Source organism: Limnospira sp. PMC 289.06 (genome assembly GCF_032350395.1).
Taxonomy (GTDB): Bacteria; Cyanobacteriota; Cyanobacteriia; order Cyanobacteriales; family Microcoleaceae; genus Limnospira; species Limnospira platensis.
The window spans coordinates 1-5907 of sequence record NZ_JARPLC010000193.1 but is presented as its reverse complement, the minus strand read 5'-3'; the positions used below and the strand labels follow the sequence as shown (position 1 = coordinate 5907).

Below are 5907 nucleotides of genomic sequence, written 5' to 3'. Positions count from 1 at the left end.
GGCGATACTGCCTGGGTCGGGAGTGTAAGACAACCTGGCAAAACATCGGTTTTGTTGGATGCAGTTCCCGTTGAATCAGGAAGCCCCATGCTCTAGGGCGGCAGGGTGGGGTAGTTCACACAGCCAGAACCGCTAAAATATCAATAAGCCCTAGCCCAATTGCCCACAGATGGAACCAATCGTTAAATTCATTGTTTCTACACCCCTAGGGTTTACAGTCCGCACCACCGAAAACTACTGGCAAACATTGCTGATCAAACATCCCGATATTACCCATTTTGAAACTGAAATTCAGCAAACCCTGAATCAACCCGATGCCATTCACCAAAGTCAGCGCGATATTAACGTTTTGCTATTTTATCGCACCATCAAAGCACAAAGATGGCTAGTTGCTGTTGCTCGGCGTTTAAATGGCGAGGGTTACTTGATTACCGCTTACCAAACTGATGCAATAAAAAACGGAGCGAAATTATGGCCCAAATAAAAGTATTTTACGAACCCGAAACCGAACTTTTAACCATTTTTTGGAAATCTCCCCGTCCCAATCAAATTGCGACCGAACTTGAGAACGATATTATCCTGTTTAAAGATGGAGATACCCATGAACCCATTGGCATCGAAGTCTTGTCCTATCGTCCTGGAGATGATCGCATCAGTGGCATCTCCCTAGAACTCGGTCAACAAAATCTTGTTAATACCTGAAAAAAATCAACCGAACTCACATCCAAGCAAAAATCGCATTTCTCACCGACGAACCCCTAGAAGCGCCGTTAAAAGGCTTTCCCCCCAATCAACCGAATCTGATATCTGCTATTGAAACCTGGGTAGAGGAGATTTGAGAAACAGAGTTTTTAACCCCTTAATAAACTTCGTCATGGCTGCCGAAATCAACAAAAATAGCCTTGTTATCTTCTGTAAGATAAAATAATACTCTCACGTCGTAATCTACAGTGAAACTCCATAAATCCTTCAGTTTTCCTGATAGCTTATGGGTTCTTAAGCTCGGATCGTAAGGGTCTGACGTAAATATTTCTAGTTTTTGCCAAAATTTTGACTCTAAGTTTTCATTCCCTTTAAGCATTTTTTGTAAAGCCCGTTTAAAAGCCGAACTGAAACTAACTTCCATGATTATTCATCAATCAGTTGTTTCAATTCGTCAATCTGGTTAGAAAACTTGAGGTTTCCTTGTTGTTGTTCTTTCTGGGCTGCTTGGAAACTCTCATAAATCTTATCGCGACGTTCTTCACGGAGATACTGCTGCAACAATGATTGAATTTCTTCTTTTTCATTAGTAGAAAGACTTTTAATTCCTTCAACTATATCATTAAATGTCATCATTGACGAAGCCTCACGGTACTCAATCACCTTTAATGATATTCTACTTCACCACTTAGCGGCACCCCCCACCACACCCCATCCTGAGACACCCCATGTCCCGACGAAGACCCCCCGGAACCCAAAACCCCCGCCCAACTGCGCCGCGCCCTCAAACCACTGCAACGCCGCCAACTCCTCCCCCACCGCGCCCTCCTCCTCACGGACTGTGAACATCCCACCCCAGAAGCGATCGCCTTTTGCCAAAAACTGACCGGGGTAATTGCGTTCCGGAAGCGTCTGGGTAGGAGAATCGCATTTCTCACCTCAGAACCCCTAGAAGCGCCGTTAAAAGGCTTTCCCCCCAATCAACCGAATCTGATATCGGCGATCGAAACCTGGTTAGGGGAGATTTAAGTAACTGGGGTTCTGCCTGAAACTTAGGATAAAATTGGAATTGACCTTGAAACCTGATTTTGGGTAACGAAGCGGACTGAACTGTTATGAATACCCTAGCTCAAGAAATTCTCAAAAACTTTGATGAGTTGCCGAAGACAGAACAACAGGCGATCGCAGCAGAAATACTCAAGCGAGTTATCAATTTTGACGTTCCCCCTTTGACCGATGAGGATTTAGTCCTCAATGCAGAAGAACTATTTTTAGCCTTAGATGAGCAAGAAGCAGATTATGAGTAGTCCTAACCGGGGAGAAGTCTGGCTTGTCGATTTAGGTTACACCGCCAAGGTTAGGCCCTGTCTTGTGGTGAGTATTCCTGCCCTCATGCAGGATAGAGCATTAACAACATTGATTCCCCACACCACCAGTCCTAGAGGTTCACGTTTTGAAGTTGAGATTAAAACCCGGTTTCTCAAACCCGGAGTTTTCGACGTACAAAACCTGATTACCATTCCTCATGCAAAACTTCTGAAAAAATTAGGTGAATTAGATCCAGAGCAGTTGTCACAAATTGAAACAATTTTACGCTTATGGTTAGACTTAGAAAGCACGGATACTGAACCCAAAACATAGCCTCTCTCGCAGAGGAAAATCCCCCGGAACCCGCCACCCCTCCGGAAATGCGATCGCCACCTCAAAACCCTAAAACGCGCCCCACCTCCTCCCCCACGGAGCCATCCTCTTCGGCGGCGAATTTCCACCCGGACTCAACCCACCCCAAAAGCGATCGCCTTTTGCCAAAAACTGACGGGGGTAATTGCGATCCGGAAGCGTCTGGGTAGGAGAATCGCATTTCTCACCGACGACCCCCTAGAAGCGCCGTTAAAAGGCTTTCCCCCCAATCAACGGAATCTGATATCGGCGTTCCGGAAGCGTCTGGGTAGGAGAATCGAAACCTGGTTAGGGGAGATTTGAGGATTGGCATTTTTTAGGTTAGAATAGGGTTAGAGGAGAGTTGATAATTAATTATTGTCAGGTCGAAAGCGTAAACTATTAAGGCTGGTTGCCGTTGCAATTGTCTCAAAATCACGGTCATTATGAATTAAGATCAACTGATGTGCGATCGCCAGTTGAGCAATACAACAATCAATACTACTTCTAACCGTTAATCCCTGTCGTTGTAAATCGTAATAAATTCGGGCAGCCGCGACCCAAGTATTAGGAGTTGGTTCGATATAGTCTTGGTCTTGCAGATAGGTTTCTAATAACCTCCACTCCCGTTCATATCGGCAACCTTGCAACAGTTCCATTTGAGTAAATCGGCTCAAAAAAATGGGTTGCTCCTTAATAATTTCTGATAAAGATTGACCAACTGTACCAGTCTTGTCTCGGAAAACAGCAATCCAAACTGATGTATCAATCAAAAACATTCCGGTTTAACCGTAAGGCTTTATAGTCGTAATCTGTTGAGAATTGAATCTGTCCACTCAAATCGAGTAAATTTCGTTTTTTGCGGTTTTTGACTAACTCGGATAAAGCCAAGTTAATTAATTCTTGTTCTGTCTGAATATTGGTTAAGCGCAATCCTTCTTTCACCAATTCTTCATTGAGTTCGATGGACTTTTTCATCGCTAGTGGTTGATTTTATGTTCAGATTTATTGTCGTGCCGATTTACTTATATTAACATTTTTCTGACTCAATGTCCCCCTGATTTGGAAAATCACTTGTACCGAGGAAGACCTCGCCGGAAATGCGATCGCCACCTCAAAACCCTAAAACGCGCCCCACCTCCTCCCCCACCGTGCCATCCTCTTAGGTAGCGAAACCGTTTCCACCCCGACCCAACCCACCCCAGAAGCGATCGCTTCGGCGTTGACCTAGGAGAGCACGATTTCTCACCTCAGAATCCCTAGAAGCGCCGTTAAAAGGCTTTCCGCCGAATCAAGGGAATCTGATATAGGCGTTCCGGAAGTGTCTGGGTAGGAGAATCGAAACCTGGTTAGAGGAGATTTAAGCAGCCAAGAAACCCGGTTTCTGACCCTTAGCACCAAAATTAGCTAAAATGTCAACAACCCCTAGCCCCCAACTCAAAAATGACTCAAACTCTTGATATCACCGGACTCACCCCAGAACAAATCGAGCAAATTCACAAGATGATAGAAACTTTTAAAACTATTAATCAACAGCAGAAACAATCAACCCGAGAAAATATCTCAGAATCAGACTTGAATTCCTTGTTTTTTGCCAGCGAAATTCTCCAGCCCTTTAATCGGACGATGCTTTATGGCAGGGGAAGCTAAACGAATTTATCTGGATATGAACATCCTGGCTTATGTTGCTAATACCAAAGCCCCTCAACATCAAGCCGCCTTAGAAATATTTAGACCGACCGAAAGGGAAATTTTGTGTGTCTCATCGCAGGTTTTAGCGGAATTTTACTCCTATATTACTAATCCCGCTATTTTAGCCACGCCTTTACAGCCAACGGAAGCAATTATCCGCATTAACCGGATTTGTCAGATGCCCCATATCTGCTTACTTTCAACTCCGGTGGAGCTGTTTGAAGGTTGGATTGGTTTATTGGCAGAAAGACCTGTAACCAATGGAGGAGTTTTTGATTTACTGCATATTTGGATCGTGTTAGCCCATGAAGTGAACAGCATCTACACGTTTAATATCAAGGACTTTTCTTGGTGTTCCCAAATTGAGGCGATCGCTCCGAGTCACCGTTAATCAACCCACCCAGAATCATCGCCTTTTGTCTGACGGGGGAAATAGCGATCGCGAAGCGTCTCGGTAGAAGCGATCGCCTTCCTCACGGACGACCCCCTAGAAGCGCCGTTAAAAGGCCTTTCCCCCCAATCAACCGAATCTGATGTCCGCCATTGAAACCTGGTTAGGGGAGATTTAAGCAGCCACCCAGAAACCCGGTTTCCGAACCCTCACCCCAAGTTCTCAAATTCGCTAAAATATCAGCAAAGTGCGAGACGTTTAGGAGTTCAATAGGGCTGAGATGCCCGAAATAACCTCCTAGTGGGGACTTCAACCCCTTGGTTGAATACAAGACAACTCGTTTCTGACCATCCCCATAACTGTTTATATGTCCCGACGTTTTGTATCACAAGATACCAAAACCAGGCAGGGAACCCCAGGTCAACATACTTTGTAATAAATCCTAACAATTTGTTACAAAGTATGTTGAGGGTAAAGGCGATAGCCACCCCCAGTTTCGGGAATCACAACTCTGGGATTGAAGCGGGGAACGGAAGGCGTGAAGTAGAACCTACTACCAAAAGCGACCACTGCCAACCATCCATGATTAGGGAAACCGAATGTCCGGCTTGAACCATCGTAATACTCTAGTAGCGAAATAGGTTGATACGCTGCGCTCAAAAGAGCACGGGGAAAAGAAGGGGTATATTACCACCACCTTCACAGACCTTTAAAGTACCCCGGTGGATAGGACGAATCTAAAGATGGAATGCCCGCATAGATGGAACGTTTAAACCCCTCATTGGCTCTCAAGTGGCAGGATGTACTTGTGGAGTAGCGAAAAGTGTAAGCGTATGCCTTTAAGGGAAAAGGATGTGACTGAAAGCTAATGCCTAACTGTAATGGTTAGGATATGCCCACTAGTCACGGTGTAGATATATAGCATTAGTCAAGGTGGTTAGGACGCAGCCTTGAGAACGGAATCCATGGCATCATCGAGAGAATCAAACTGCTCACGTGCAATGGCGAATGCGGGCTTTCAACCACGACCAACATTTCTCTATCTTGTTGAGGTCTGGCGAATAAGGCGGAAGATAGAGTAAACGGCATGGTGCGAGACGTTTAGGAGTCAAATAAGGCTGCAATGCCTGAAATAACCTCCGAGTGGGACTTTCACCCCTTGGTGAAATATAAGGGACTCGTACCCTGACCATCCCATAACTGTTTATATGTCCCAACGTTTGGTATATAAATATACAAAGTGCGAGACGTTCAGGCATGAAATAGGGTTGAAATACCTGAAATAACCGCCTGGTGGGGACTTAAACCCCTTGGTTGAATATAAGGAGATCTCTCCTGACCATCCTCATAACTGTTTATATGTCCCAACATTCGGTATAGAAATATACCAAATAAGGCAGGGAACCCCAGGTCAAAACGAACTAACTCATACAAATTCCTATAGGAAGCCCAGAAATGGATAA

General features: G+C 44.9%; 13 protein-coding genes and 2 pseudogenes. 9 read left to right on the top strand and 6 right to left on the bottom strand.

Annotated features, from left to right (window positions below):
- The first annotated feature begins 169 nt into the window (after window positions 1-169).
- From P5674_RS22800 to P5674_RS26735, 3 genes and pseudogenes are all read left to right on the top strand, one after another.
- The gene (locus tag P5674_RS22800) at window positions 170-484 is read left to right on the top strand and encodes a hypothetical protein (protein WP_006615788.1); all 315 of its coding nucleotides are present in this window, start codon (window positions 170-172) and stop codon (window positions 482-484) included.
- Window positions 472-702: a hypothetical protein gene (locus P5674_RS22795; RefSeq protein WP_006615789.1), complete on the top strand. Its 231-nt coding sequence runs from the start codon at window positions 472-474 to the stop codon at window positions 700-702. The genes P5674_RS22800 and P5674_RS22795 overlap by 13 nt, the downstream gene beginning before the upstream one ends.
- A gap of 29 nt (window positions 703-731) precedes the next feature.
- A pseudogene (locus P5674_RS26735) lies at window positions 732-839 on the top strand (NACHT C-terminal alpha/beta 1 domain-containing protein); the annotation flags it as partial.
- A 20-nt stretch (window positions 840-859) separates the two neighbouring features.
- Here the strand turns inward: P5674_RS26735 and P5674_RS22790 are convergent.
- Both P5674_RS22790 and P5674_RS22785 read right to left on the bottom strand, forming a co-directional pair.
- Window positions 860-1126, bottom strand: a complete 267-nt coding sequence (locus tag P5674_RS22790) for a type II toxin-antitoxin system RelE/ParE family toxin (RefSeq protein ID WP_006615780.1) — start codon at window positions 1124-1126, stop codon at window positions 860-862.
- 2 nt (window positions 1127-1128) lie between these two features.
- Complete coding sequence (locus P5674_RS22785) at window positions 1129-1338, bottom strand: hypothetical protein (protein WP_197535915.1); 210 nt, start codon at window positions 1336-1338, stop codon at window positions 1129-1131.
- Window positions 1339-1473: 135 nt separating this feature from the next.
- Between P5674_RS22785 and P5674_RS26730 the strand changes: the two genes are divergently transcribed.
- The 3 genes from P5674_RS26730 to P5674_RS22770 all read left to right on the top strand — a co-directional run bounded on the left by P5674_RS26730 (window position 1474) and on the right by P5674_RS22770 (window position 2343).
- On the top strand, window positions 1474-1731 hold the full coding sequence (locus P5674_RS26730; RefSeq protein WP_373869273.1) for an NACHT C-terminal alpha/beta 1 domain-containing protein: 258 nt from the start codon (window positions 1474-1476) through the stop codon (window positions 1729-1731).
- 86 nt (window positions 1732-1817) lie between these two features.
- Window positions 1818-2009 carry a hypothetical protein gene (locus P5674_RS22775; protein WP_006615844.1) on the top strand — a complete coding sequence of 64 codons (192 nt, stop codon included), beginning with the start codon at window positions 1818-1820 and terminating at the stop codon, window positions 2007-2009.
- Complete coding sequence (locus P5674_RS22770; RefSeq protein WP_006615845.1) at window positions 2002-2343, top strand: type II toxin-antitoxin system PemK/MazF family toxin; 342 nt, start codon at window positions 2002-2004, stop codon at window positions 2341-2343. The genes P5674_RS22775 and P5674_RS22770 overlap by 8 nt, the downstream gene beginning before the upstream one ends.
- Window positions 2344-2404: 61 nt before the next feature.
- Here the strand turns inward: P5674_RS22770 and P5674_RS22765 are convergent, their stop codons facing one another.
- A complete protein-coding gene (locus P5674_RS22765) occupies window positions 2405-2563 on the bottom strand; it encodes a hypothetical protein (protein WP_014276958.1) in 159 nt (52 codons plus the stop codon).
- Between P5674_RS22765 and P5674_RS26725 the strand changes: the two genes are divergently transcribed.
- Complete coding sequence (locus P5674_RS26725) at window positions 2497-2685, top strand: NACHT C-terminal alpha/beta 1 domain-containing protein (protein ID WP_373869272.1); 189 nt, start codon at window positions 2497-2499, stop codon at window positions 2683-2685. The two genes, P5674_RS22765 and P5674_RS26725, sit on opposite strands and share 67 nt — an antisense overlap.
- A gap of 47 nt (window positions 2686-2732) precedes the next feature.
- Here the strand turns inward: P5674_RS26725 and vapC are convergent, their stop codons facing one another.
- A complete protein-coding gene (gene vapC, locus P5674_RS22760) occupies window positions 2733-3140 on the bottom strand; it encodes a type II toxin-antitoxin system VapC family toxin (RefSeq protein ID WP_006615889.1) in 408 nt (135 codons plus the stop codon).
- Entirely contained in the window at window positions 3127-3339 is a 213-nt protein-coding gene (locus P5674_RS22755; protein ID WP_006615890.1) for a type II toxin-antitoxin system VapB family antitoxin, read from the bottom strand. Before P5674_RS22755 ends, vapC begins: the two co-directional genes overlap by 14 nt.
- Window positions 3340-3804: 465 nt before the next feature.
- On the opposite strand from P5674_RS22755, the gene P5674_RS22750 reads away from it, so the two are divergent.
- Window positions 3805-4011 (top strand): hypothetical protein, encoded by a 207-nt coding sequence (locus P5674_RS22750; RefSeq protein WP_014276959.1) that lies wholly within the window; start codon window positions 3805-3807, stop codon window positions 4009-4011.
- Complete coding sequence (locus P5674_RS22745) at window positions 3995-4444, top strand: type II toxin-antitoxin system VapC family toxin (RefSeq protein ID WP_014277048.1); 450 nt, start codon at window positions 3995-3997, stop codon at window positions 4442-4444. Before P5674_RS22750 ends, P5674_RS22745 begins: the two co-directional genes overlap by 17 nt.
- A 937-nt stretch (window positions 4445-5381) precedes the next feature.
- On the opposite strand, the pseudogene P5674_RS22740 reads toward P5674_RS22745, so the two are convergent.
- Window positions 5382-5538: pseudogene (locus P5674_RS22740) on the bottom strand (transposase); the annotation flags it as partial.
- Window positions 5539-5907 lie beyond the last annotated feature (369 nt).